Annotated in this window: 26 protein-coding genes and 3 pseudogenes; 10 read left to right on the top strand and 19 right to left on the bottom strand. The window is 54.9% G+C overall.

Annotated elements, in window-relative coordinates:
* Window positions 1-184 precede the first annotated feature (184 nt).
* From C7476_RS21255 to C7476_RS21235, 5 genes are all read left to right on the top strand, one after another.
* On the top strand, window positions 185-1,267 hold the full coding sequence (locus C7476_RS21255) for a zinc-binding metallopeptidase family protein (RefSeq protein WP_114431855.1): 1,083 nt from the start codon (window positions 185-187) through the stop codon (window positions 1,265-1,267).
* Window positions 1,268-1,607: 340 nt separating this feature from the next.
* On the top strand, window positions 1,608-1,871 hold the full coding sequence (locus C7476_RS21250; protein WP_114431854.1) for a GlsB/YeaQ/YmgE family stress response membrane protein: 264 nt from the start codon (window positions 1,608-1,610) through the stop codon (window positions 1,869-1,871).
* A gap of 100 nt (window positions 1,872-1,971) precedes the next feature.
* Window positions 1,972-2,322 carry a hypothetical protein gene (locus C7476_RS21245; RefSeq protein WP_114431853.1) on the top strand — a complete coding sequence of 117 codons (351 nt, stop codon included), beginning with the start codon at window positions 1,972-1,974 and terminating at the stop codon, window positions 2,320-2,322.
* A gap of 4 nt (window positions 2,323-2,326) precedes the next feature.
* A complete protein-coding gene (locus tag C7476_RS21240) occupies window positions 2,327-3,271 on the top strand; it encodes an adenylate/guanylate cyclase domain-containing protein (protein WP_114431852.1) in 945 nt (314 codons plus the stop codon).
* 105 nt (window positions 3,272-3,376) lie between these two features.
* Complete coding sequence (locus tag C7476_RS21235; RefSeq protein WP_342633356.1) at window positions 3,377-4,591, top strand: cation:proton antiporter; 1,215 nt, start codon at window positions 3,377-3,379, stop codon at window positions 4,589-4,591.
* Window positions 4,592-4,805: 214 nt separating this feature from the next.
* On the opposite strand, the pseudogene C7476_RS21230 reads toward C7476_RS21235, so the two are convergent.
* The 6 genes and pseudogenes from C7476_RS21230 to C7476_RS21200 form a co-directional block, all read right to left on the bottom strand.
* Window positions 4,806-5,007, bottom strand: a pseudogene (locus C7476_RS21230) (cold-shock protein).
* A gap of 532 nt (window positions 5,008-5,539) precedes the next feature.
* Window positions 5,540-6,493, bottom strand: coding sequence for a YihY/virulence factor BrkB family protein (locus tag C7476_RS21225; RefSeq protein ID WP_281032738.1), 954 nt, complete (start codon window positions 6,491-6,493; stop codon window positions 5,540-5,542).
* Between the two features lie 105 nt (window positions 6,494-6,598).
* Window positions 6,599-7,186, bottom strand: a complete 588-nt coding sequence (locus C7476_RS21220; protein WP_114431850.1) for a sigma-70 family RNA polymerase sigma factor — start codon at window positions 7,184-7,186, stop codon at window positions 6,599-6,601.
* 520 nt (window positions 7,187-7,706) lie between these two features.
* Window positions 7,707-7,961, bottom strand: a complete 255-nt coding sequence (locus C7476_RS21215) for a DUF6894 family protein (RefSeq protein WP_114431849.1) — start codon at window positions 7,959-7,961, stop codon at window positions 7,707-7,709.
* Window positions 7,962-8,020: 59 nt separating this feature from the next.
* Complete coding sequence (locus C7476_RS21210; RefSeq protein ID WP_114431848.1) at window positions 8,021-8,518, bottom strand: YciE/YciF ferroxidase family protein; 498 nt, start codon at window positions 8,516-8,518, stop codon at window positions 8,021-8,023.
* Between the two features lie 301 nt (window positions 8,519-8,819).
* Window positions 8,820-9,539, bottom strand: a complete 720-nt coding sequence (locus tag C7476_RS21200) for a Crp/Fnr family transcriptional regulator (protein WP_114431846.1) — start codon at window positions 9,537-9,539, stop codon at window positions 8,820-8,822.
* 434 nt (window positions 9,540-9,973) lie between these two features.
* Here C7476_RS21200 and C7476_RS21190 point away from each other — a divergent pair.
* Window positions 9,974-10,287 (top strand): annotated as a pseudogene (locus C7476_RS21190) (plasmid stabilization protein).
* A gap of 25 nt (window positions 10,288-10,312) precedes the next feature.
* The gene (locus tag C7476_RS21185; protein WP_114431844.1) at window positions 10,313-10,831 is read left to right on the top strand and encodes a cupin domain-containing protein; all 519 of its coding nucleotides are present in this window, start codon (window positions 10,313-10,315) and stop codon (window positions 10,829-10,831) included.
* 279 nt (window positions 10,832-11,110) lie between these two features.
* Here C7476_RS21185 and C7476_RS27895 read toward each other — a convergent pair whose 3' ends face one another.
* On the bottom strand, window positions 11,111-11,515 hold the full coding sequence (locus C7476_RS27895; protein WP_147274700.1) for a hypothetical protein: 405 nt from the start codon (window positions 11,513-11,515) through the stop codon (window positions 11,111-11,113).
* 245 nt (window positions 11,516-11,760) lie between these two features.
* Between C7476_RS27895 and C7476_RS29535 the strand changes: the two genes are divergently transcribed.
* Window positions 11,761-12,093: a con-10 family general stress protein gene (locus C7476_RS29535; RefSeq protein ID WP_114431843.1), complete on the top strand. Its 333-nt coding sequence runs from the start codon at window positions 11,761-11,763 to the stop codon at window positions 12,091-12,093.
* 592 nt (window positions 12,094-12,685) lie between these two features.
* Here C7476_RS29535 and C7476_RS21175 read toward each other — a convergent pair.
* The 9 genes from C7476_RS21175 to C7476_RS21135 all read right to left on the bottom strand — a co-directional run bounded on the left by C7476_RS21175 (window position 12,686) and on the right by C7476_RS21135 (window position 21,987).
* Entirely contained in the window at window positions 12,686-14,110 is a 1,425-nt protein-coding gene (locus C7476_RS21175; RefSeq protein ID WP_114431842.1) for an FAD-binding oxidoreductase, read from the bottom strand.
* Window positions 14,111-14,341: 231 nt separating this feature from the next.
* Entirely contained in the window at window positions 14,342-15,022 is a 681-nt protein-coding gene (locus C7476_RS21170; protein ID WP_114431841.1) for a winged helix-turn-helix transcriptional regulator, read from the bottom strand.
* A 204-nt stretch (window positions 15,023-15,226) separates the two neighbouring features.
* Window positions 15,227-15,979, bottom strand: a complete 753-nt coding sequence (locus C7476_RS21165) for an ABC transporter ATP-binding protein (RefSeq protein WP_114431840.1) — start codon at window positions 15,977-15,979, stop codon at window positions 15,227-15,229.
* Window positions 15,976-16,857, bottom strand: a complete 882-nt coding sequence (locus tag C7476_RS21160) for an ABC transporter ATP-binding protein (protein WP_114431839.1) — start codon at window positions 16,855-16,857, stop codon at window positions 15,976-15,978. The genes C7476_RS21165 and C7476_RS21160 overlap by 4 nt, the downstream gene beginning before the upstream one ends.
* A gap of 2 nt (window positions 16,858-16,859) precedes the next feature.
* Window positions 16,860-17,753: an ABC transporter permease gene (locus C7476_RS21155; protein WP_114431838.1), complete on the bottom strand. Its 894-nt coding sequence runs from the start codon at window positions 17,751-17,753 to the stop codon at window positions 16,860-16,862.
* The gene (locus tag C7476_RS21150; protein WP_210207810.1) at window positions 17,750-18,811 is read right to left on the bottom strand and encodes an ABC transporter permease; all 1,062 of its coding nucleotides are present in this window, start codon (window positions 18,809-18,811) and stop codon (window positions 17,750-17,752) included. The genes C7476_RS21155 and C7476_RS21150 overlap by 4 nt, the downstream gene beginning before the upstream one ends.
* A gap of 13 nt (window positions 18,812-18,824) precedes the next feature.
* Window positions 18,825-20,426, bottom strand: coding sequence for an ABC transporter substrate-binding protein (locus tag C7476_RS21145; protein ID WP_181872544.1), 1,602 nt, complete (start codon window positions 20,424-20,426; stop codon window positions 18,825-18,827).
* A 26-nt stretch (window positions 20,427-20,452) separates the two neighbouring features.
* The gene (locus tag C7476_RS21140) at window positions 20,453-21,199 is read right to left on the bottom strand and encodes an SDR family NAD(P)-dependent oxidoreductase (protein ID WP_210207809.1); all 747 of its coding nucleotides are present in this window, start codon (window positions 21,197-21,199) and stop codon (window positions 20,453-20,455) included.
* 26 nt (window positions 21,200-21,225) lie between these two features.
* The gene (locus C7476_RS21135; protein ID WP_114431835.1) at window positions 21,226-21,987 is read right to left on the bottom strand and encodes a GntR family transcriptional regulator; all 762 of its coding nucleotides are present in this window, start codon (window positions 21,985-21,987) and stop codon (window positions 21,226-21,228) included.
* Window positions 21,988-22,075: 88 nt separating this feature from the next.
* Here C7476_RS21135 and C7476_RS21130 point away from each other — a divergent pair, with 88 nt between their 5' ends.
* Window positions 22,076-23,323, top strand: coding sequence for a glucarate dehydratase family protein (locus C7476_RS21130; RefSeq protein ID WP_114431834.1), 1,248 nt, complete (start codon window positions 22,076-22,078; stop codon window positions 23,321-23,323).
* A gap of 26 nt (window positions 23,324-23,349) precedes the next feature.
* A complete protein-coding gene (locus tag C7476_RS21125; protein WP_425374019.1) occupies window positions 23,350-24,075 on the top strand; it encodes a ribonuclease activity regulator RraA in 726 nt (241 codons plus the stop codon).
* Window positions 24,076-24,272: 197 nt separating this feature from the next.
* Here C7476_RS21125 and C7476_RS21120 read toward each other — a convergent pair whose 3' ends face one another.
* From C7476_RS21120 to C7476_RS28805, 3 genes and pseudogenes are all read right to left on the bottom strand, one after another.
* Window positions 24,273-24,479: a CsbD family protein gene (locus C7476_RS21120; protein ID WP_114431832.1), complete on the bottom strand. Its 207-nt coding sequence runs from the start codon at window positions 24,477-24,479 to the stop codon at window positions 24,273-24,275.
* 479 nt (window positions 24,480-24,958) lie between these two features.
* Window positions 24,959-25,150 carry a hypothetical protein gene (locus C7476_RS21115; protein WP_114431831.1) on the bottom strand — a complete coding sequence of 64 codons (192 nt, stop codon included), beginning with the start codon at window positions 25,148-25,150 and terminating at the stop codon, window positions 24,959-24,961.
* A 245-nt stretch (window positions 25,151-25,395) separates the two neighbouring features.
* Window positions 25,396-25,563, bottom strand: a pseudogene (locus tag C7476_RS28805) (NAD(P)-dependent oxidoreductase); the annotation flags it as partial.
* Window positions 25,564-25,566: the final 3 nt, after the last annotated feature.

Below are 25,566 nucleotides of genomic sequence, written 5' to 3'. Positions count from 1 at the left end.
TTATTTTGATGCGTGCATGGAACCAAGGATGCGGTTGGAAAAGTTCCCCCCACGGCGAGCAGCGGAGCCAACGCCGCACTGCTTTCAAACCAAACCCGATACATCTCGGAACTATCCACTCGATTTACCGTTTCGGGATCGCACCCGTCCATTCCAAACCCACTGAGATGAAAAGCAGTCTTCAATGCGCCTCTTCACCTGCGACAATTGCAAAAATGTTGTCTTTTTTGATAATCGCCAATGCGTTCAATGCAAATGCAGGCTGGCCTACGAACCTGTCGGTATGAAAATGAGCGCCATCAGCTCAGAGGCTGACGGTTCGTGGCGATTTGTGACAGGCGAAAGGTCGAAAGTGCGCATGTGCGCAAACGCAACCTTTGACGTTTGCAATTGGCTGGTCGATCCCTCTGAGAAGCGGGATTTCTGCCTGTCCTGCCGTCATAATCGCCTTGTGCCGTCCGTCCAGACACCAGAGGGCCTGAACCATTGGCGAAAAATCAGTCGGGCGCAGCAGCACCTCTTCTATTCCATTTTGCGCTGGAATCTTCCCCACCCCGATCGCACTGAGGATCCCACTGGCGGGCTGGTTTTCGATTTTCTCGAAGATCAACGTCTTCCCGGTGGCATGCTTGTGCCCGCAATGAGTGGCCACGATGAAGGGCTGATCACCATTCGTGCCGCCGAGGCTGATGATGCGACGCGTGAAGAGGCGAGGCAATCGGTGTATGAACTGTACCGGACGCTGCTTGGTCACCTTCGTCACGAAAGCGGTCATTTCCTATGGAACAAACTTGTCCGCGACGGCAATGAGCTGGAGAACTACCGTTCAGTGTTTGGCGATGAGCGGGCAAATTATGAACAAGCTCTCCAGCACTATTATGCCAATGGTCCCCGGCCGGGATGGCAGGAAAGCTTCGTCTCGGCTTACGCGAGCTCCCATCCGTGGGAGGACTTTGCCGAGTGTTTTGCCCACTATATCCATATCGTTGACAGCCTTGAGACCGCACGTGAATTTGGCATCGCAGCAAGACCGCCGAAGCGTCTGGCGATGGCAGCATCAATCGAATTTGATCCTTATCAGGCGGATAGCGCCGAACAGCTTGTGCGCACCTGGGTCCCCCTGAGTATCGCAATCAATTCCATCCAGCGCAGCATGGGTCAATCCGATTCGTATCCATTCGTCTTGTCCTCGCCGGTTATCGTCAAACTCGAATACCTGCATCGCCTTGTTCAGACGTTCGAGGAGCAACGACGATTCAGCAAATAGGAGAATTCCGATACACCGTGCTGACCCGCTTGATGTGCACGGGGCGGCTGGCCAAAATCCTTTCGGTCACGCAAGCGGGTGAGGACATCCCGGATCAGTTGCAAGTTAGCTGAGGATGTTTCGCGGCAGCATCTGTGACGGAGGTGATCGTCCGAACGTCGACGTTCAGGACGATCGCTCCGTGAGGGATTGAGGGATAGCAGCCACTTGTCAAATTCATGCCTGCGAACGAAAAGGCTGGCGATCCACCCGATTGGCGTTTCATACCGCATCCTTTTCCGGAACAAATTCTTCCTTTCAGGGTTGCATTTTTTACATCGTATCAAATGGAGAATTCGAAATGGAAAATACCGGAATTGGTTGGATTGCCGCGATCATCATAGGTGGATTGGCAGGCTGGCTTGCTGAGATGTTTATGAAAAGCAACACAGGCGTGATCATGAACATCATTTTGGGAATCGTCGGGGCCATCTTAGCCAACGCGTTGCTTTCGTTTTTTGGCGTTATCCTGACGGGCTGGCTCGGCTATCTGCTCGCCGGATTTATCGGAGCATGCATTCTCATCGCAGTAGGTCGGATGTTTCGAGGAACCAGGGCCGTATGAGACTAGCCTGGCACTCGCCGCGGTGTTGGGGATTTCGCCGGTGCTATTCAGCGGGCTCGATGAGGCCAGGAGTCTTTTTAGAACAATACAGGATATATCAATGCAAATCGAACCCACGCGCAATGCATCTGAAGCCGAAATTGGAAGCGACACCTACCTGGTTGACCAGGTTCTGGAACAGCGCAAAAAAGCCCCGAGTGACGCAATATCGCAAGATCTACCGATATCAGAGCAACTCGCCGCACTGCGGGCGGAGATCGGCCGTCTGGCGGAGTCGGCAAGTCTTATCGCTGGAGAAGCAACCGCAATCGTGGCTCAAGCGCCAGCACGGCTACGTTTTGAAGGAGAACGACAATTTCATAAGCGCCCTGTCATCGCGCTGCTCGCAATTGGCATTTTGAGCTTCCATCTTGCACAGGCGCTCTTTGGCAGGTCTCGCAGGATGCGATGAGACCATGGAGGCACCCCCGCTTGAGCGAAAGCTTGTTGCAATTCTCGCAGCCGATGTCGAAGGCTATTCGCGATTGATGCATCGGGATGAAGAGGCCGCCCTTGCAACACTATCGTCGCACCGTTCAATCATCGACGCTATCATCGTTCAGGGCCGTGGAGAAATCTCAGGTACGGCGGGCGACAGCGTTCTGGCAGAGTTCGCCAGCGTCGTCGATGCCGTTCATTGCGCCGTTTCAATCCAGCAAGCCCTGACCAAAGCCAACGCCAGCTTACCCCCGGATCGCAGAATGATGTTGCGCATCGGCATCAACGTTGGCGATGTGATGGTGAAGGATGACGGGATATTTGGAGATGGTGTCAATGTTGCCGCTCGACTCGAGGCAATGGCGCAGCCTGGTAGCATCTCCGTGACCAGAGGCGTGCGTGATCATCTGCGCGATAGGATGGACTATGAATTCGAAGACCTTGGCGAGCACACAGTCAAGAATATTGCTCGGCCCGTCCGGGTATTCCGTGTCAAGTTCGATCCGAACGCCACTTCGCCGCTGCCTGTATCGGAGCCTGCTGATGCAAAGTCCAGCATTCAATTGACGGGTATGGACGCCGTTTCAGAAGGCCGCGGTGCCGATCCAGTCGAACTTGAATTTTGGAAGTCGGTGGAATCGAGCGGCGATCACGCAGAGTACCGGGCGTATCTGGAACAATATCCGGATGGCGACTTCACTGCTCTTGCCAAAGCGCGATTGGCAAAGCCGACTGCCGCCAAACCAGATATGACGGTTGACAGGAAGGTTGAGCTCGAATTCTGGACTTCAATCAAAGATGGCGACGTCGCAGCCAGTTTTGCGGCCTATTTGGACAAGTACCCCGAGGGAGAGTTTAAGGCCCTCGCGGAAATCCGGTTGGCCGAGTTGTCTGGATTGCAAAATGAACGGGAGAATAAATAGTTTTTTTCGAACTGGATCATCCCCGCAAGCGTTATTGGACCGCCGATATTCACAAGGGAGCAGGCACCCATCAACACCTATGTCATCCTACTCGCACTGTTTGGCGTGGTCGTTCTGTTCACCGCTTGGCTGCCGATGCTGCTCAAGAACTTTCCGCTGTCATTGCCTATGATATGCATTGCCTTCGGCACGTTGTTTGTGTGGACACCCCTTTCGACAATCGTCGGTTCCAACCCCCTCGACAGTCGCTACGTGACCGAGAAGGTAACGGAATTCGCCGTTATCATTTCGCTGATGGGGGCAGGCCTGAAGATCGATAGACCTTTGGCATGGCGGAGCTGGATGACAACATGGCGGCTTCTCGCCATCTCAATGCCACTAACGATCGCTGCCATCGCGGCTCTTGGCTGGAGCATTCTTGGGCTTGGATTGGCATCAGCCCTTTTGCTTGGATCTGCACTCGCCCCGACAGACCCGGTTCTTGCCAGTGACATTCAGGTCGGACCGCCGCAATCCGGCGAAGATGGAGAAGTCCGGTTCTCGCTCACGTCGGAAGCCGGCCTCAATGACGGCCTGAGCTTTCCATTTGTGCATTTGGCCATCGCTTTGGCACTGGCAATGCAGCCTGGCAAACCGTGGTTTCAAGACTGGCTGCTGGTCGATGTATTTTGGAGGCTCGGCGCTGGTGTCGGGTTGGGGTGGCTGGTCGGCAAGCTTCTGGGCATCTTGACGTTTCGCCTGCCAAAGCGGGCAAAGCTTGCGCGCAGTGGCGATGGATTGGTTGCACTGGGTATCACCTGCCTGAGCTACGGTCTGATAGAGATGGCCCATGGCTACGGTTTTGTTGGGGTGTTTGTCACAGCCCTGACGCTGAGATCGGCTGAACGGGGAAGCGACTATCACACAAACCTTCATGATTTTGCCGAGCAGATTGAACGGCTTCTGATGATGGTCGTGCTCGTGTGTTTTGGAGCAGCGATCGCAGAGGGAACAGTTTTTCGAGCGTTCGATTGGAAAGTAGGTGCCGTCGCACTCACAATCATCTTTCTCGTTCGTCCAGCCATGGGTTGGCTCGGCCTGATTGGAAGCGAGATTTCGGGTAGGGAAAAGGCGGTGATTGCAATCTTCGGCATTCGGGGCCTGGGATCATTCTACTACATGGCCTATGCAACGGGCCATGCAGCGTTCGATAAGACGGATATAATGTGGGTGACCGTTTCGCTCGTTGTTCTGGTGTCCATCATCCTGCACGGCATCGTCGCGACACCCGTCATGCGACGTCTTGATCGCAGGCAAAAGTCAGTTGCGAATGCTTTGTGATCCAGGCTTCGTTCGTTGCCGCTGAGAAGCCGGCAAAAAGGTCGCGATGCTGTACAGGCACCGTCCAACAAGGTATTGCCGGCTGGCCAGGTGGCGGCTGGCTTGCCCAGTAAACGGAACGGATCATACCTAAGAACGGCCACTGCCTACAGAAGCGCAACAAGGCGGCACTGAGATCCCGCCTTGTTGCTGTTTTGGTGTTCGGCTCGGACGATTAACCAGCGCTCAATTGATCGGCCGATATTTTGCCCGACTTGTTATCACGCACCGTCTCGTAGCTAATCTTCTGTCCATCGTTCAGACTGCGCATTCCGGCGCGCTCGACGGCAGAAATATGGATCAGCGCCGCCGTCATCGGGCTGGATAAAACCGAAACCCTTGGTTGCATTGAACCATTTCACAGTACCTGTTGCCACGATAGATCCTCCCGGTAGCATATTGAACCGTTTCGCTATCGTTCGAGGCATCCTCTATCAAGTCTTTGCGCCAGATAAGTACGATCTTGCGATCCCATCTCTCCTTTGAAACCGCGCGTCTGCACTTTGATCGTATCGACGGGCCATAGGGTTCAGAGAAATCTCGCGCCCTCATTGGCTGTGGCATTGAGCGCGGGTCGGGAGCAAAACTGCGCGATGGAAATCGTCTCCGCGTCCGTGCGGCAAGGGAAACGCTGCATCGCACACACCAAATCCCGAAGGGATGAATTGACACTTTCCACGCGATATCCGGTACTTAAAAACTGTATTGAATGTAAATGTTAAACTCGGTGACTGGCGTTCGAAGGGAAATCCAGGGGCAAGTTCAGCTTGCCGTTAGCGAAAATGAACCAGTCCGCAAAAAAGTGTCCGCAACCGCCTGACAATCCTGGGTATTGCCAACTTCATGGGGTCCCTGGCCCTATTTCCGCAGATTATCTTCATAGGGATGCCGCCGAGAATGGAGTGCTCATCAGTCAGGGGCAGATTCACCGAGGGTATCGGCGACCACTGCGCCTCGCTCGCCCATGGGAACCGGCTTTCCTGTGGTGCTGTCGATTGAAGTCTGATGCTCCAATTCGGCGTTCAGTTCTGCGCCAAGGATGAGGATGATTAACGAAATCCACGTCCACATCATCAGGCCGGCTACTGCGCCCAATGCGCCGTACGTAGCGTTATAGTCGGCAAAGTTGGCAAGATAGAAGGTGAAAGCCGCCGAGGCAACAATCCAGACCAACGCCGAAAGAACGGCTCCCCACGAAAGCCAGCGCCACTTTGCCTGTTCCCGGTCCGGACCAAAGCGATAAATGACCGAAATCGCGATGACGACAACCACGGCGATCAAAGGCCACCGTATGATACCGACTGAAACGCCACTCCAGCCATCCTGCCCGACCCCTGCCGACATACGCGAAATGACGCTAAAGGTGATACTTAAGATAATTCCACAAAATATGCTGGCGAATGTAAAAACGAACGCAATCAGATTCAGTCTCAGGAAGCTGCGGGTTTCCTTTTGTCCATACGCGACGTTCAATGCTTCGAATATGGCTTTGACGCCATTGTTCGCGCTCCACAAGGCCAGCGAAAGCCCGAGGAAGAATCCGAGACTGAGTAATTTGACATCCTGTGTGGCAAGAGCTTCCAGCTGCGCTCGGATCAGATCAATTGCGTCATTGGGTAGAATGCCAGCGAGAACTGATAGGTTGTTTGCAATCGTGCTGCGGTCTGCCAAAAAACCGTACAACGATGCGAAAGCGGTGAGTGCAGGAAACAAAGCAAGAAGCAAATAAAATGTGGAGCCTGCCGCTATCAGCATGACCCGATCTTGCTCCAACGAACGGTAGACTCTGAAAAGAACATCCTTCCATCCTCGTGGTGGAATTTCCGACGGACCCGCGGCGGCACGGCCCCGTCCAGCTTCCATATCGGGCATTTCCGAGTTGCCTGTTGCCTTTTTGGCCCTGGAGCTGGATACCATCGTACTGGACCCTTAAATTCGTGTTGCGGCGTGACGCATTGACGTTGGCCACTAATGCCGTCGATGTGAGGCGTGCTGCCACCCCGCGTATTGGGGCGCTTCCAGAATTCCCTCACGCGACTTTTCACCCAACATTTCCAAGAGATGGGTCTTGGCCCGGCTTATTCGGCTTTTGATGGTTCCAACGGGGCAATCACAAATGTCCGCAGCTTCGTCGTAGCTGGCCCCCATGACACAAACCAGCATGATGGCTTGCCGGAAATCCGGATCGAGTTGATGCAGAGCCGTTTCAAGTTCATGGCCGCGAATAGTCCATTCCTGCGATGCCGGCCGCGAGGGTCCGTTTTCAGCGATATCATTTTCGCCGCCTGTAACCTCCCTCAGTCGGTGCTTCATCGCCGTATTGAAAGTATTTCTCATGATGGTGAACAACCATGACTTCATGCTCGTCCCGGGAGTAAACTGATGCAATGACCCTAAAGCGCGTTTGAGCGTTTCCTGGACAAGATCGTCTGCCTCATCAGGTTTCCGATAGAATGATCTTGCAAATGCTCTTAACGCCGGCACAAGCGCAATGATTTCCGCCCTGCAGTTCGTTTCCAACTGGAAATCTTCATAAACGCGATCGATTGCAACCATGTCTTGTCCTCTGTGGATGGGAGGACAATGCGTCGAGGATGTAACTCGTTCCTCCGTCGACTGAACTGTACGCTATCGAACATTTCAGCTTTCTTGAGTGGTGAACAAAGACATTACTGGGTCATTTGTGGTGAGAACAGCATCGTCGGCTCTCGGAGTGCAATTGAGAGCGGTGCTTGCAGCTTCGTGGGGCCAGCGTTGATCTCCAGCACCACGCAAAGTGGCCCAGGGGCCACCTTGCTTGAATGATGAGGCTAGCGATTCTTGCTGCTCTCGCTAGCTTTCGATTGCTTGTCGGATGCGCTGCTCGATGACCCGCTCTTGTCCTGCTTGTCGCTCGAGCTTTTTGAGCCACCCTTGCTGCTGCTTGATTTGCGGTCCTGACTGTTTGGCATTTCTTTCCTCCATGTTCACTGGAAAAGTCCCAGTAGCCCATGAACCCCGGCTGAGGAAAACTGTTCCGGCTCGCCGACCGTTGGTGCGATATCGCACCAAACTCTCGCTTAGGACACGATCGTCATCAGTTCCCACGTCGCGCCTGCGGATCCGCTTTGAACAGATCCGCCAAAAATATCGTTCCGATCAGATCACCTGGCTCATTATAGACGCGAACGACCCAGCTGGTTGGGTCGCGTCCTTTGGGACCACCATGAACAACGGTTTCCTGTGCCGCTTGTTTTGCCTGCGCCAGCGCGTGTTGGTAGTCCGGCAGCTCAATCCCTTTCACGTCTTCAAGAACGACGTCCTCCTGAAAAACAAAACGAAATAATGGCATGGGAGTCCCCCCGCTCTGATGAGGAGGCGCTCATTCCCGCAGAGTGAGCACGCCTGCCATCAAGCTGCGTTTTGGGCTTTGCTGTTTACGCCGGTTTCGGCGAGCTTGGTCAGCGCGGCATCGGTGGCGATTTCTTCCTCGAGGGTTTGCAGCAGAAGTGCCGTCGCGTCCTTTATGCCGAGTTCCTCCGCCCAACGGGCCAACGTACCGTACCGGGCCATTTCATAGTGCTCGACTGCCTGAGCTGAGGAAATCAATCCTGCATCAAGAGCCGGCTGGCCTTTGAAATCCTCCAGGACTTCTTCACCTTCAGCGATAATGCCTTCAATCGCATCACAGGTTTTGCCTTGCGCGCGCTTGCCGAATATCGCGAAAATCTGCTGCAGGCGCTCAACATGCACTTCCGTTTCATCACGGTGCTTCTCGAAAGCCGCCTTCAACTCCGGCGATTCTGCGCCTCTGGCCATCTTCGGTAACGCTTTGAGAATTTTCCGTTCGGCGTAGTAGACGTCCTTCAGGGTCTCGTGAAATAAATTGTCCAATGTTTTGGTTAGCATGCTTTTGTCCTCAAGTTGGTATTCGCCACCCCATGTGGCGCGTGAGCAACGAACCACGCCAGACGACGATTGTTCCGCCTGGCGATAACAAATTAGTGGGGATTTTTGTAACGGCGGAGAAATCCGCGAGGGCGAAGGTGGCAATGACCACCCTTGCGAATTTCTTCAACCCGAGCGGCCCTTCAAACATCACGCCCTTCTCATCCGATAACCTGCCGAACGGCCATGAGCTGACCTCTTTGCTTGGTGTAATGCCCGATTTTCTGCCTCTGTGCGTCACGCATCCGCCTGGCAAACTTTTCTAGCGCAACGACCATCCGGTCAGACGAACGGATTCTTCTTCGGCCAGGCCGTATGCCCCGTCGGCAAGCTCCATTAAGCCGCCGCGGTCCAAAACTATGATCTGCGATCTCCTGGAACGGATGAGCCCCTTTCCCTCCAGAATGTGTAGAGCAACAGTAACGCCCGATCGCCGCACGCCTAACATGCGGGCAAGATGTTCATGCGTGAAGATCATGCTATCGCCGTCCACCCTGTCGTGCGCGAGCAAAACCCATCGGGCCAGTCGATCCTCCAGCTTTGAATGTCCGTTGGCTATCGCTGTAGACCCCACTTGGATTGAAAGCGCCCGCGCAAATCTTGTCAGCAATATTCTTATGGATTCTCTGGCGCGCACTGCATCCAACAAATCGGCTGCGTCGATCCGAAGGGCGCTTCCATTCATTTGTACGACCGTGCGGTATGCACTGCGGTCGTCATATTGAAGAAGCGCCGAGCCGGACATGCCATCTCTGCCGAAAAGACCGACTTCCAGATCGCGACCGCGTGGCAAGCTCGCCATCATCGAGGCGATACCGCTTTCAAGAAAATAGACGCGTTCAAGCTTTTGTGCGGGGATCTCGATCTCCTGTCCGAGCTTCAACGGCACGATGCGCATTTTAGGCAAAAGCAGGGCTTTGTCCTCTCCGGACAACCTCGATAGCAAATGATTGCGTATCGGCGGCAATTGATCGCTTGCCATGGTCTTTCCTTCCAAGAACGACGTACAGGTCGTGACCTGCAAGTTACGAACTTTGGAGCATCACTTCGGAAACTTTTTGCGAGCGCATTTGCATATGGCTCAACGGCCGGGGTATGTCCTTGCCAGCACCGTCGGGCAAATTCTGATGATAGCTGTTTGAACGTGAAAAATTCGGGTGCTCGCTAGCGCTGGCATTGAGCATGTCGATGGCGTCACCGGTTACCGCATCAAGAAGTAATCGCCCATTGCATTGCATTCAGTTTCCCTCTCGCCCAATCCGTAAACTATTGATCTACCGGACAACGACAGTTCACCTGCAAGGTTCCGCCATGCGCGAACTTTGATCAAAATGGTCACTGTGCGGCTTGCGGCGGAACAAATTGATTTCTTCTGCTTTCAAAAGCGATAGGGCGAAATCGAGCAGGAGGTTGATGATGCCACGAGGTGACAAATCCGAATACACGGACAAACAGGAACGCAAGGCGGATCACGTTGCCGAAGGCTATGAAAACGCGGCATGTCCGAGGGTGAAGCGCAACGCCGGGCATGGGCGACGGTCAATAAGGACAGCAGCGGCGGCAACACGTCGGGGTCAGGGCGCGGAAAGAAGGACACGCACGAATCCTCGACGAAGGGTGGACGCATCGGCGTCGCGGCCTCCGCGCATCGATCGGCCGAGCAGCGTTCGGCGTCAGCAAAGAAGGCTGCAGCAACGCGCAAGCGAAACGCTGAACACGCGCATCACTGATGTTTCCGTCACTGGAGAGTTCACCATGACCGACCTGCGGCCGACCATCGGCAAGCCCGAAACCTTGCACCTTGACCGAAACGGCTGGGTGCCCAACCACCAGCGGTTCCCGGTATTGATCTACCACAACGTGATGGTCGCAGAGGGGAAAGAGGCTGCGGCAGCGCTAGAGTCCATGTTTCGGCGCAATGATTGGCCGCCGCGGTGGCACGATGGTGTCTATTTTTTTCATCACTATCATTCGACGGCACACGAAGTCCTGGGCATCGCCAACGGCAAGGCGCGGCTCATGCTCGGCGGACCCGCTGGGCAAGAGGTCAGTGTGACAGCGGGTGACGTGCTTGTGCTTCCGGTGGGCACGGGCCACTGCTGCTTGGAGGCAAACCCCGATTTTCTTGTTGTCGGCGCGTATCCTCCCAATCAGACAGCCGATTTGTGCCAAGAAGCTCCAACGGCCGCCATGCTTGCGCAGATGAATAAGCTGGTATCTCCCCTCTCCGATCCGGTTACGGGGCGCGAAGGATGGCTTGAAAAATTATGGTGATGATCGGTCGTTTACGGCGACGACGCCTCCGGACTGGATGGGCGCTTTCGCGACACGGTCCCCGGGCGAGTTGGCATGGGGAGCGCAAAGTGGGCAGCGCGTGCCGCGACTTCGCCTTAGACCGCGGCGCAGGTGCCGTTCCCATCCAAGTGCCGCCGAATGCGCCAGGCGTTCGTAAGCGCCGCAAAACACACGAACCGTGGACAGGTGACCAGGAATGACGATCCCAAGGGAGCACATCGTGCGGTATTTGTCGCACGAGGACCAACCTGACCGTTATCATGGCCGAGGAAGTCCTGAGTTCGGACGACTTTCCTGATCCTGGTTTTCAGGCGGCTGCCCGTTGTTCATAAGCTGCAACAGTCGTTCCAGAAACATGGTGTCGCGCATACCCTCGATAGAGGTCGATCGGGTTTCATCGACCATGCCTTCTGCCTTCAATGAAGGTAATCGTGTCTGTCCGCTCATCGCTCCGTCTTTTGCACATCCATGATTGCCATCTCCTGTGCCGGGTCGCTGTCGAGAAAGGTCTATGGCTTTTTTAAAACTTTCGAACATGTATCGGGAAAAACTTTGCCGCATCGAGCGCACATTGCATAGATTTTCGCGCCAATGGCCTTGCCAACGTTGCGCCGAAGAGAAGTGGGCATCCGCGTGTTGGGAGCCGGCGTTGAGGTCTACCAACAATACCGCGCCTGTGTGGCCGAGTGGTCAATACCTCGCGACAATACAATCCGAATTCACGTTCGCAATTTCAGTTGCGTCGGCGACCAGTTCAAGCCGCGCCTTTTCTGGAACACCACAATTGCGTGCGCACTCAGGTACATCAAAAGTTTTGTCCGCTAACGCACAGTCCAACACAAATCAGGAACATTTGCTTTGGCTTTTGGTTGGGCAGCACGGGGATTTAACAGCAACAGGAGGAAACTATGCCGAATAACAATGGACGTAACCAACAGGGCGATACCGCAAATCGCGGTTTTGCATCTATGGATGATGACAAGCAGCGGGAGATCGCAAGCGAGGGTGGAAAGCAGTCCGGTGGCAACTTCAAGAATGATCCGCAACGCGCAGCGGAGGCAGGTCGAGAAGGCGGACAGCAAGCAAGCGGGGATCGGGAATCCAATCAACAGTCCGGTGGAAACCGCGAAGGTGGGCAACAAACGGCCGAAGAAGGTCAAAACGACGGGCAGCGGGGAGAAAACTTCGCGGACGATCCCGAACGCGCTCGCGAAGCGGGTCGCAAGGGTGGACAAAGCTAAACGCTGAACTCTGGGACAGCGGCCGGGACGCAACCCGGCCGCTGGCACAGCCCGCCTTTCCAATGAGATCCTGATCTCGGAACTCACCTTCCATGGCATCGCTCAATCGACCGGTTAGAGAGCAACGGCTCTTCTTCCCCACGTGGCAAGCTTTCCAGCAGCACGTTTCGTGTCACCCACGCGCCTCGTACCAGATATTCGCGATAGCCAGGGAGACTTGGACACGTCTTTAACTCATGCGTCGAACAACAACAGGTTGATGTAATCAGATCTGCACTGGATTGATATTGTCCACGCTGATGGATCCGTGGTGCGCAAAGACGCCTATTGGAAGAGAGTGGATTGAAGCACCCTCCACGCCAGCCTGAACGATCCTGGTTCTCGCTCTTTGGAAGACTGGAGGAGGACCTCCGACGATCTGGAGAGAATGGAGTGAGCGGCAGCTTTGCTCACCTGCGGACATTCACGCCCGCCCCACTCCGAAGTCAGAGTTGGTTTATATTCATTTCAAGCCGCTTTGGTAGCGACCTCATTCCTTCGTTTTGCGTGACGACGACTATCGGACCGCTATAGCCGTCGTCACCCCACCTTCCTACGCCTTGGGCCTGACGTTCTGGTTCACCCGAAAGAGGTTGTCCGGGTCGTATTTGGCCTTGAGCGTCGCCAGCCGTGCAAGATTGCCGCCATAGGCTTGCGCCACTCTGCCAGTCTCATCCTCCGGCATAAAATTGACGTAGACACCCCCCGTCGCGTACGGCGCGGTTGCTGCAAAAAGCCCCCGAGCCCAATCGATGGACATCTGCTCTTCGGCTCGATCGAGCCACCTCGTATGAACGTTCATCACGAATTGGGCCTCGCGATGCGGATATGCGGTTGCGTTGGAAGCGACGCGGCTGCTGGCACCGCCGAGCTGGCCAATGAATATCTCGCATTGCGCAGTTGGCAATGTGCCAACATAGTCGATCAGCGTGTCAAACAGGCCGTCGCTCAGAGTTGTAAAATTATGGGATTTCCAATAGTTGAACGCACCCGGCGTCAGCAGCGGGTCGAACGCCGTCTGCCAGGCGGCATAGGGTTGCAGGTCGATCGCCTCGGCGATCGGTTCGCCAAGTGCGCGAAGCGGGCCAAGTGCCTCTTCCGCTTTACTCGGCGCCCCTGCATAACAGACGGCAAACACCAGGATTTCCTTGCCGTGCACATCCTCAGGAAGGAACGGCAGCGGCGGTGCCTTGCGCAATACCACCCAGATGGTGAGGTCATCGGGTGTGGCAGCCGCTACCTCGCGATACCGCGCAAGAAGCTCACGGGCATTGGCAAACGAGTGAATGATCAGTCCGGATACCAGATCGGGACCGACCGAATGCAATTGGAACTCGAAGGATGTGATCACGCCGAAATTTCCGCCGCCGCCGCGAATGGCCCAAAACAGGTCCGGGTTCGCCGATGCGCTTGCTTGGACAAGTTCGCCGGCCGCGGTAACCACATCGGCCGAGATTAAGTTGTCCACCGTGAAACCGAATTTGCGGCTGAGCCATCCGAAACCGCCGCCGAGTGCGAGACCGGCCACCCCCGTGGTCGAGTTGATGCCGAGCGGAGTAGCAAGGCCAAACGTTTGCGCTTCCTTGTCGAACTCTCCGAGCGTCACGCCCGGCTCCACCCGTGCCGTGCGCATCTTTGGATCGACCCGTACCGACCTCATCGGTGAAAGATCGATCAGCAAGCCACCCTCACAGACGGCGTTGCCAGAAATGTTGTGACCGCCACCGCGTACTGACACGAGCAGCCCGTTGTTGCGAGCAAGGTTAACAGCGCGCATGACGTCGCTTGCGCCATGGCAGCGCACGACAGCTGCCGGTCGCCGATCGATCATGGCGTTCCAGATCGTCCGTGCATCGTCGTAGCCGGCTTCGTCCGGCAAACACAAGCTTCCGCGAAGCTCGGTCCGCAATACCGTCAAAAAGTCGCTGGAAATGGAGATTGACCCGCCTTCTCGTTTCCTGAACTGAATGTCACTCATGCTATCTCCTCCTTCATAGCCGGATGCTGTGCGGAAGCTCAGCGGCGTCCGGCATCATCTCTTTCTGTTGATCCTGTGCCGAAACCAGACCGGAAGCGGTCCATAGATGCTGCAGTGGCATCAAGGGTTTGGGCATGGAGGAGTCTTCGCCAAAACGAGCCTTAAGGCCAGTGCAGAAACTGTAGCGATACAGGTACAGATTATGAAGCGGTCAAAGCGGAAGGCCCACGGTCAGCACTCGGCAAATGTGCTGCGCCCCAACCAACTGTCGATGGATGCAGCGATCGACATATCGCCGATCAATGAAATCTTGCCTCGCGATATCTCTGCTCTCAAAGTGGAACAGCCGATCCAGGCCGACGTCATGGCTTTCAGATCGGCGGAGACAAAGAGATCGACATCGTGACCAGGATCGAGCGAGCACAGGTCAACGGGCGTTCCAGGTTTCGCTATCAACCAGAAATTTTGCTCGTCTTTTGGCAGTTCCGGATAAGTGAATTCGATGACGCTGCGTCTGGCTGGCAAGGCGTTGATATTGATCTTGCGACGCATGTTCCACATCAACAGTTTCGCATCGAGGTTTTCCAGTGTCACCTCCGCATCGACATTGCGGTGCGCCCATTTGCCAAGTTCCAAAACGATCGGTTCAAGCTCATCAGCAACCGTCGTTGTGGTGTAGTTGATGTCACCGGTCGAGGGATTTTCCGTGCGGGCAACGAGACCCTTTGCCTCCATCTCCCTGAGCCGCTTTGACATGAGGGACGGTGACATGCCTGGAACCCCTCGGCGAATTTCGTTGAAGCGGGTTGACCCGGACCACATTTCGCAAAGCAGCAGAAGCGTCCAACGCGGTTCCAGTACCTCGCACGCTTTTGCCACCGGGCAATATTGGTTGTAGCCGTCGCTCGACATCGGACGATCTCCCAAGTCGAAAATTATGCGATCAAAGGCTCCGCTCGTCCAGTGCAGAAAGTGTAGCTGCTAAGATGCGCCGTTTGCCATTGGTGAGCTGCTTCTGGCTCTCGGATGAACGGCTGAATGTCCGCTCAACGATATCCGCCAGAAGCGGCCGTTGGTTTGCGCCAAGCGTAGAGGGGCCCCGAATTCTCAATGCGATCAGGCGGCTCTCTTGTATCGCTGACTGCTTTCGATAAGTTCCCGTGTATAGGGATGATGGTTGTTGTTGTTGCGCAAATCATTCCCCGTTAATTCCTCGACGATCTTGCCACTGTTCATCACCACAAGGCGGTTGCACATGTGGGCGGTAACAGCCAGATCGTGACTCACAAGGATATATGTCAGGTTCTTCAACTTGCGCAGTTCGGAAAGTAGATTGAGAATTTCGGCCTGGACGGAAACATCCAGCGCGGAAGTGGGTTCATCGAGCAAAACAACGTCTGGCCCTACTATCAGTGCTCTGGCGATTGCAACCCGTTGGCGCTGACCACCAGATAATTGGTGAGGGTAGCGTGTGCGGAACGATGGGCTGAGTCCGACGTCGGACAGCGCCTTTTCGACTATCTCGACAGAGCGAGGCATGCCTTGTGCCCGCAATGGTTCGAACAAGGCGGTTCCGACCGTGTGGCGTGGATGCAGAGTCCCGTATGGATCTTGGAAGACCATTTGAACAACCCGCATTTCGTGCGCCTTGCGGGAATGTGAAATCTCAGACCCACCAATAGATATACGTCCCTCCCAGCCCCGTTCGAGACCACCGATACACCTTAGAAGACTGGACTTTCCGCAACCGCTCTCACCGACGATCCCGAAAGCCTCGCCCTTCTCGATCTTGCATGAGACGCCGTTCAATGGTCTTACGGCCGATTTCCCATGACCATAGGTTAGACTGATGTTTTCGATTTCGATCATTGCGAAAGGCTCCCATTCACATCGCGTTGCCACGCGGGGTCACGGACAAGAACGGGCAGCCGTTCTGTCGGTGCTTCAAGGCGGGGCATGCTCTCAAGCAGTCCCCTTGTATAGGGATGTTTGGCGTTGCTAAGCGAACTGGCCGGAAGCTCCTCGAGAATTTGTCCGGAATACATGATCAAAAGGCGGTCACAAAAGCCTTCTGCCAAATCGAGATCATGCGTAATGAAGATCAACCCGATACCACGCGCGGTTACAAGTTCATCAAGCAATTCAAGCAACTGCCGGCGGACTGTTACATCCAAAGCCGACGTTGGCTCATCAGCAATAATGATCTTGGGTTGAGCGACAAGTGTCATTGCGATCATTATGCGCTGCCCCATGCCGCCCGAAATCTGGTGGGGATACAATTCATAGACGCGTTGTGGATCCCTGATCTTTACGCTGTCGAGCATTTTCAGGATATGGGTTTTCTTGTCTTTGCCACGTTTTCCCAGGTGCAATGTGACGGCTTCGCCAATTTGATGACCGATCTTCATTGTGGGGTCGAGAGCATATTTGGGATCTTGAAGGATCATACCAATCTGGGAACCGCGTATTTGCAGCATTTGCCTTTCACTTGCCTTGCCGATATCAGAACCGCAAAAATCAAGTCTGTCCGCGGATATGGTGGCCATACGAGGCAACAACTTCAAAATTGCCCTCCCGAGCGTCGACTTGCCGGAGCCCGACTCTCCCACGATGCCGAGCTTTTCCTTGCCAAGATCGAACGAGAGATTTCTGAGTGCGGCTACCGCCTCGTTACCGTTTCCAAACCGGACACATAGCCCCCTTACGGAAAGCAGTGGCACAGCGTCATGCTTTTGATGCCCTGTCATGGTCAATTTGTCCTTGGGTCCATGGCGTCGCGCAATGCATCGCCGACCATATTGAATGAGAGGCTCGTGATAAGGATTGCGATGCCGGGGAAAGCCGCGACCCACCAATGATCAATCATGACTTTTCGGCCTGTTGAAATCATCGTACCCCATTCGGCACTTGGCGGTTGTGCGCCCAATCCCAGAAACCCGAGGCCGGCCGCCGTCAAGATGAATCCGGCCATGCTCAGAGTCACCCGCACGACAATGGACGGAAGGCAAAGTGGAACGATATGCCGGAAAATGATACGGAGCGGCGAAGCACCGTACATCCGGGCTGCCGATATGAAATCGGATGAACGGATACTGAGTGTCTCTGCCCGGGCAAGCCTGGCGATGGGCGGCCAGGCGGTGAACGCCATGGCAAGGACTGCGTTTTCCGCGCCCGCGCCGAGCGCTGCAACAAAAGCCAGCGCCAGCACTAAAGATGGCAACGCAAGGAAAATATCGACTGTTCGCATAAGGACCTTGTCCACCCAGCCGCCGAAATAACCGGAACACACCCCTATGCACAATCCTATTGGCGCGATGAGGAGAGACACCGAAATGACAATGAGCAAGGTGGTTCGGGCACCGAAGAGCAGCCTGCTGAGAATGTCGCGCCCAAGCTCGTCAGTGCCTGCCCAATGCTCCCAACTCGGCGGTTGCAAGACGGAACCAAGCGACTGCAGATAAGGATCGAAAGGAGCAAGGATGGGTGCGGCGGTGGCCAGAAGGATGAGCACAAGAATAACCGCCAGACCAACGACCCCTGGCAGGTCGGTTCGGAACATTTTCCAGAAATTGAGAAGCAGCTGCATCGAACGCGCGAGCTTGGAGGAACCTGCGGACGCAATAGCATTTGTGGCAATCGTCATTGGCGGGTCCTTGGATCGAGCAGGCGATAGAGAATGTCGCTGAGAAGGTTCAATCCGAGGAAGATGACCCCGATAAGCAACGTCGCAGCCATGACGGCGTTCATGTCGCCGATGAGCAGGGCATTGGTAAAATACTGCCCAAGCCCCGGCCAGGCGAACACGGACTCGACAAGGACGGTTCCTTCAAGCAATCCGCCATAGGCCAGCGCCAGAACTGTGAGCAACTGGACGCGGATATTGCGGAATGCATGTCCCCAAATGACCTGTCGCGCGGAAAGCCCCTTGACGCGCGCTGCAATGATATATTCCTGCGGCAGCTGTTCAAGCATGAAACTGCGCGTCATGCGGGCTATAAATGCGGTGGAGCTATATCCCAAAATGCTGGCGGGCAGGATCAGATGGTTCACTGCATCCCAGAAGACCTCCATATCTCCGGCCAGCAACGCATCGACCGTTATGAATCCGGTTGTTCGCGGTACAATATCCAGATTGTAAAGGCTCAATTGCCCGGAACCGCCGACCCAGTGCAGAGCGGCATAGAAAAGCAAGAGCCCCATCAACCCCAGCCAGAAGATCGGGGTGGAATGCCCCATCAGCATGACGATCCGCAAAATGCTATCCGTCGCCCGGCCTCTGTTCACGGCAGCGATGACGCCCAGGGGTATGCCCAGCAAAGCTCCTATCACAATACCTGTTGTTGCAAGCTCTATCGTTGCAGGAAAGACTTTGATCAGATCTGACAGGACCAGGTTTCCCGTAAGCCGCGCCCGTCCGAAATCGCCCGCTACGGCGTTCGATACGAAAATCGAAAATTGCTGGATCAGCGGGCGGTCGAGTCCAAGTTCGTGGGAGACTTGTTGATAGGTCTGCGCGTCCGCTTGGTCGCCGACAATCGTCAGAACGGGATCAATGGGAAGCACACGACCAATAAAGAAGATAATGATCATCAAACCAAGGAAAGCTGCAAGGACACTGACCAGCGGCCCCAGCATTGTCTTGACAAGGCTGGCGGCCCGGTAGCCCACCCCTTCCGGAGCCATGGCGGCTTTTAATAACATGATTTGTCCCGAACTATTCTGAGGTCTTTTTGACGTAATACCAGCTTGGCGAACGGGCCTGCTGATCAACAAGGCCCTCGACGTTGGCGCGTATGGCGCTGGGCTGTGTTGCTGCAGCGATCGCCAAGAGCGGCGGCGTTGAACTCAGGAATTTTTCCTGTATTTGCTGATAAAGCTCGAGGCGCTTGGTTTCGTTGAGCTCAGCCCTTGCCTGTGCAGTAAGGGCGGTCAATTCAGGAATGTCCCACGAGGTGCGCCAAGCCAGACTGGCCGTCTGTGTGCTTTTCGGTCCATTATCGAAATTACTGGTATAGGCCTGAATTGCCCCTAGCACGTTAGGCATTTGTCCGCCGCTTCTCCCCACGATCATGGAGAACTGGCGATCTCTCATCTTCCCGTAGACCTGTGTACCGTTGCCTTGGTTGATGTCCACCTTGATACCCGCCTGTCCGAGGGTGCCCTGGAGCGCCGTTGCAATCTCTACGAACGGAGAGTCCGACAAAACGAGCATGCTTGTGCTGAAGCCGTCAGGGTATCCAGCTTTCGTCAAAAGCGCCTTGGCCTTGGCAATGTCGGGTTTATAGCCTGGATCAGCAATCGCGCCTGGATAGTCGGCGGGAACGGGGACCTGCCGCGCGGATCCATAATCGCCGATAACCGCTGTTTGCATCCCCTCATAGTCGATGAGATACGGCAAGATTGCCCGTATTTCGGGTTTGGAGAAAACCGGATCAGCGGTGCTGACAGCAAGATAGTAAAACCCACCGCTTGCAACTTTCTGGATCTTCACAGTTTCATTGGTTGCAAGCGCCTTGAGGTCCGTTGCAGAAAGCGAGCGCGCCACATCAAGGTCTCCGTTTTCAATTTGAAGGCGCTGGCTTTGCGATTCAGGCATATGGCGGATGACGACCCGCTTCAGTTCGGGCTCTCCGCGCCAGTATGAGGCGTTGCGGTCGAGGATCACGGAATCGTTGGCGTTCCAGCGCTTGAGCACGAAAGGGCCCGATCCGGCGGAGTTGTTGGTCAACCAAGCTTTTCCCAGGTCGCCGTTGGATTGGTTTTCCAGCACAGTCTTGCTGTCGATAATATTGCCTACCGTTCGCGCGAGTGTAAACAGAATGATCTCGGGATTGATTTTGGCAGACGGCTTGAGCACGACGGTGTGCGCATCGGGTGCGGAAAGGGAGGCGTCCAACACTTCAGCTGAGTAGCCTATCTCACGCAAGAATGACGCCGGCCCGCGATTCAGCTTCATCACGCGCTTCAGCGACCACAATACATCTGCAGATGTAACCGGATTTCCGGAATGAAACTTTGCGTCTGACCGGAGGTTGAACGTGATTGTTCCGTCTTCCGCGATTGTCCATTTCTCTGCGAGACCCGGAACGATTTTGCTCGGCGTTAGCGGATCCATCTCGATTAGCCGGTCATAGAGATTGTTGAGAACGTCAAAGGATTCGGTTTCGACTGCCTCCGCCGGGTCCATCGTCAAAAGGTTTGTCATTGACAGCCCTATGATCAATTGGTCCTTGGGTGTCTCGGCGTTCACCGCAATGGGTGTTGCAGCAAGTAGCGAGGCAATTGCCACCGACGCAAGTTTCAGTTTGATATTCATTGTTCGATCCTCCCGATCGTCGTTTGTTAGGAAAAGAGCACGCCGCCATTGATGTCGAAACATCCTCCCGTGACGTAGCTGGCAGCATCGGACGAAAGCCACGCGGCGAATTCCGCCACCTCCGCAGATGTCCCCTCACGCTTCAAAGCCGTCGCTCCGGCGACGCGGCCGCGCACTTGAGATTTGGTGAACTTGTCGTGAAAGGTGGTGTCGATCATTCCGGGACAGAGTGCGTTGACACGGATATTCGGACCGATCTCTTTGGCCAGTCCTCGGGTAAAGCTCATCACCCCGCCCTTCGAGGTCGCGTAGGCAAGCGCTCCCGGCCCGCCTCCGTCGCGCCCGGCCTGCGACGCGAATGTTACGATGGAGCCCCCCTCACCCATATGCGGAAGGACTGCCTTTACCATAAGAAATAATGAGGTGAGGTTGAGGTCCAGCACCTGATGCCAGAATTCCGCGTCCATTTCAGGCACGCTCTTGCGTGCGACGAGACCGCCGGTGACAAACTGGAGGATGTCGATGCGGGGACCGAAGTTTTTTTGGGTCTCCTCAACTGCATGATCGACTTCGGACTGCTTGGTCAGGTCGGCGCGAATAGCGACTGCCAAGCCGCCAAACCCCGTTATTTCGTCGATCGTATCAAAGGCAGCTTTCTCACTGGAATTATAAAGAATGGCGACTTTGGCGCCACTTGCTGCCATCCTCACGGCACAGGCGCGGCCAATATCACGAGCGCCACCGGCGACGATTGCGGTCTTGTTCTTGCACATTATTTTCATTCCTTCGGAGAGATTTCTTATCCAACGATACCGATTTGCGTTTTTGGTTGAGGACGGCTCACCGATTCAATGTAGCTCCATAGCGCATGGTCCTCACCAAGCTCCCAGATGCGCTTGTCGACTTCACCCAGATGATTGCGGATCGCGGCCGAGGCGCGGCCCGGATCACGTGCAGCAATGGCGTCGACTATTTCCTCGTGCTGACCAATGACCGTTTCGGTACGCCGAACGCCGAGGCGGTTCTTCAAGCTACGAATGCGGTCGACTTCAACCTTGGCGACTTCCATGATCGGGACCAGCCCTTTCAGTCCTGCAGCTTTGAGAATAAGCGCGTGAAACTGCTCGTCACATAAAAAGAACTCCCAATAGGCCTCATTGTCCAAGGCCTCGCGCTGCCGTGACAGGTTTGCCTTCATGCGTATGATGTCTTCGTCTGACCGAAGAGCTGCCGCTTGGGCGACCGCAGCCACTTCGATATGCAGGCGGGCAAAACAGCCCTCCCGGAACCGTTCAATATTGATAGGGGCCACCCTGGTTCCGCTTTTGGGCACCACGGTGACAAGGCGCTCCTCTACCAGCCGTATCAAGGCTTCGCGGATTGGGGTCTTGCTGACGTTAAGGCAACGCGCAATGTCCTTTTCCGAAAGTGCGGCTCCAGGACGCAACCGAACTTGGACGATTGCTGTCCGTAAGGTGCGGTGGACCTGCGTGACAAGATTGCCCTCCCCCATCAACAAAGCAGGATTGAGAATGTCATCCAATCTATCGTCGGCAGTCATCTGGTATCTCCGTTATGAATCTGAGATATCACATTGCAATTGTAATATGCAAGTGTAATAATCTGCCATATCAATCTAGGTGGATTCAATGCGTATCGAAAATATTCAACTGACCCCTGTGGCCATACCGGACAAACCGCTTCTCAATTGCAAAGGGGTGCATCAGCCATATGCGCTGAGAACGATCATCGAGCTCGTTTGTGATGACGGCACCGTGGGCCTTGGCGAGAGTTACGGTAGCATCAAAGCGCTTACCGGGCTTCGTGAAGCCGCCGCAAACTTGGTCGGTCTTGACCCCTTTCATCTGCACGATTTGAAGAAGCGGGTTTGGAACGCTCTTCCAAACGGCGGAGGCATTAATGCGAAGACCGCCGTTGCGGACCACAAGCTGACGGATGTTGTGGCCAGCGCTTATGAGGTCGCCTGCCTGGACATCCAAGGTAAAATCCTCGGTCGTCCCGTGGTCGATCTTCTGGGGGGACCGGTTCGGGCGAGCGTGCCCTTCAGCGCCTATCTCTTTTATAAGTTCGCGGCTCACATCGGCGAGGAACCCGACGATTGGGGTGAAGTGATGACCCCTGCGGCCATGGTCGGGGAGGCAAGACGCTTTGTCGACCAGTATGGATTCAAGTCCTTGAAGCTAAAGGGTGGTGTTCTCGAGCCGGACGTCGAGATTGAAACGATGCTGCATCTGCGTGCGGCGTTTCCGAGCCATCCTCTTCGCATCGACCCAAATGGCGGATGGACGGTCGCTACCGCGATTCATGTCGCTCGAAAACTCGAAGGTGTCCTCGAATATCTCGAAGATCCGGTTCTTGGTATGGAGGCGATGGCGGAGGTAGCGCGCTCCTGCAATATTCCACTGGCAACGAACATGGTTGTCCTGGAATTCGACCATCTGGCCGAGGCGGTACGCCGAGATGCAGTGAAGATTGTCTTGTCGGACCACCATTATTGGGGTGGCCTGCGTGCGTCCACGCATTTGGCGAAACTGTGCGAAGCCTTTGGGATGCAGGTCTCCATGCATTCAAATTCTCACCTCGGCATTACCCTGGCAGCGATGACGCATTTGGCGGCAGCAACGCCCAACCTGAATTTCGCCTGCGATACACATTATCCATGGACCGACACTGACATCATTGAGGGCGATCCATTCCGTTTTGCCGACGGCAATCTTGAGGTGTCTGGCAAGCCTGGACTTGGTGTGTCGATCGATCGCCGGAAACTCCGTAAACTGGCTGATCTTTATGACAGTGCGGGGATGATCGACCGCAACGACACCCTCTATATGCAGCAATTCGATCCCACATATGAGCGCCGCGTTCCACGTTGGTAATCAATGTATTTAATCAAGAGAGCATCATCATGACCCCTGCCCTAACATCTGAAATGCGTGAGAAATTGCGCCGCGTGAGCACCGCCACACTTTGCACTGCACTGTTCAAACGAGGCTTGCGCAATCAGTTTATCCAGGACGTAAGGCCCGTTGGACGATCGGAGCACAATATGGTGGGCGAGGCATTTACGCTTCGCTATATACCTGCTCGTGAAGACCTCAACCAGTTGTCTGTTTTCCGCGACCCCGCGCATCCCCAGCGCAGGGCCATCGAGGAATGCCCGCCGGGAGCTGTGCTTGTTATCGACAGCCGCAAGGATGCGAGAGCCGCATCGGCTGGGTCAATACTGATCACTCGCCTGATGCAACGAGGTGTCGAAGGCATAGTAACCGATGGCGGATTTCGGGATTCTCCGGAAATAGCCACCCTTGCCTTTTCGGCATATCATCACCGTCCCTCCGCACCGACGAATCTCACACTCCATCAAGCGATCGATATCAATGTTCCCATTGGCTGTGGAGATGTGGCAGTCTGGCCCGGCGATATCGTCGTTGGCGATGGTGAGGGCGCTGTGATTATCCCCGCACATCTAGCCACCGAGCTCGCAGAGGAGGCGGTGGAGATGACAGCGTACGAGGACTTCGTTCTGGAACTCGTCCAAGCCGGAAAATCCATCATCGGCCTTTACCCGCCGACAGACCTCAACAATTTGAAAGTTTTCGATCAATGGCGCAGAACCAATAAACGATAAGGGTCTTCCCAGGGTACTGCCGTTGGTCCAAATCAAGAAAAGGTTGTCAAAAGTACACCCATGAAAATTAACGGGTCGGTGGCTGGTTGAATGCTCTGCTGTAATTCATTGAAAATCCAATGTCGACAATGCAATACCGGTCATCGCCAAAGCATCATCATTTGGACAACGACCGGTTCCTGCACGCAGCTCACCGACTATTGCCAGGTTTGGCTGTTGTACCAAGCGTCCACGTCTTTCTTGGCCTCGTCCTTGGCTTTGCCGTAGCGTTCCTGGATTTTACCCTCAAGTTGGTCCCGCTTACCCGCAATTACGTCAAGGTCGTCATCGGTAAGCTTGCCCCACTGCTCTTTTACCTTGCCTTTGGTCTGCTTCCAATTGCCTTCAACTCGGTTCCAGTCCATGGCGTATCTCCTTTTAGCTGATGTCATTCCAACGCTTATTTGGGAGAAAAAGTTCCGCCAACAACAATGCTGGAGCCTCCGGTAAAAAGGCTCACCGCTGAACGATGAGCCCCCGAGAGACTTTCCCTCGGGTCAATAATATCCAGCGGTAGATATTAAGGAACGATCGGCAGCATTCAGCATAAAGAGGGTGAGTTTTGACTGCCTGGCGATTTAGGCGGCCGACTCAGCTTGCGACGACTTAGCGCCGCCCAAGCTGAATCGAGCACGCCGGCTATCACCAGAATCGCACCAACAGCCTTCAACATCGTCCATCTCCACCAGAGTCTTGAGACTTCGGCCTCAAGGCGAATGAGAGATCTCAAGCGCTTCCGCCCTCACCAAGTGCGGGACAAAGATTATGACCGGTCAACTCAGGAAACTTATCTATTCCGGTGAGATTGAAACATCACGCAAATAGTTCGTAAGATCGGGCTCGCCTATCGAAGGCGCTGTTTTTTGCCCGCGCTCTTGCCGTCGGAGCTTTTCGAACGTTCCTCAAAGCGATCTGCACCCTTGGCAAGGTCCGAACCTTTTTGGGACTCGACCTTCTTCTCATCCGCTGCTGCGCTCTTTCTCAATCCGCGCGCTGCTTCCTTGCCTTTTGCTGTTGGAGCTTGCTCGATACCCATCGCATTTCCTCCTGGCTAACTTCCCTGAGTTCAACGGTTGGATTGTGTGTTCGTTCCGCTATCTGTCGTCAGTCGCGGAATGGATGTGAAGGTGCTTTTCTTGTCTGCTGCCGGCGGCTCACATCGTAAAACGAGGCTCCACCGCAAAGCAAAATTTTATGGATCTTCACGTTCGACCCGTGATGGTCTACGTGTCGAACGAATACCACGCGTCAGCTTTAGCAATCCTTGTCGGTTGCGTCATCCTCGGCGCCCTCGCGAGCATACGCGATAGTGACAGCGCGGCCGATACCACTGTCGCCGCCGGCAATGACAGCGCGCATGTCCTCAAGACGGTTGCTACCTTTACAGGATAACTCCCCGTGATCAGGAATAGGCCGCATCGAACCTGTGTGGCCGAGACAGTCAGACACCTC

This window comes from Phyllobacterium bourgognense (assembly GCF_003337575.1).
Taxonomy (GTDB): domain Bacteria; phylum Pseudomonadota; class Alphaproteobacteria; order Rhizobiales; family Rhizobiaceae; genus Phyllobacterium; species Phyllobacterium bourgognense.
Note: the sequence above shows the minus strand (reverse complement) of the source record. Positions and strands in the feature narration are given on the sequence as shown.